The sequence below is a fragment of the Acetobacter indonesiensis genome, assembly GCF_000963945.1.
In the GTDB taxonomy this organism is placed as follows: Bacteria; Pseudomonadota; Alphaproteobacteria; order Acetobacterales; family Acetobacteraceae; genus Acetobacter; species Acetobacter indonesiensis.
On record NZ_BAMW01000136.1, the window covers coordinates 1 to 495 of the forward strand.

General features: G+C 60.0%; 1 protein-coding gene. It reads right to left on the reverse strand.

The genetic code is table 11. The features are described from left to right. Positions 1-495: hemagglutinin repeat-containing protein (locus Abin_RS15480; protein WP_048848583.1), on the reverse strand; the 495-nt coding region annotated here is incomplete at both ends.

Consider the following 495-nt stretch of genomic DNA (forward strand, 5'->3'; position numbering starts at 1 on the left):
ATGTCCCGGCTCGCATGAACGTCAACATCTTGCCCAGACAGATGGGCTGCCGTCGCATGCACATCACCATTGCCCGCATCACCGGTATTATCGCCCCGTGCAACAATCGACAATGAACCACCAGCTGACGCTGTCGAACCCTGTACCGTCGTCCGGGTCTCGCTCGACCGGCTCTTGTTGCTGGAGAACCCAACCGAAACCTGCGCGCCAATAATGTTGTTGCTGGTCGCGCCCCCAATGGCGGACATCGCCTCTCCAAGACCCGTCTGGATCCCGCTCAGAGCCGATTGCACACCCGTTCCCGACTGTTTCGCCCCAAGGGCGCCATTGATCGCCTGACCAACCATCGAATCAGGCGAGATTCCACCCGTCACGCCGATACTCTTGTCCTTGTGCATCGCGGACTGGGTAGTGCTGTTCTGCTCGGTCGTGAACGCAACCGAAGACCCGCTGATCCCGATATCCTGCGCCGCCGCTATGGCAGACCCGTCAATC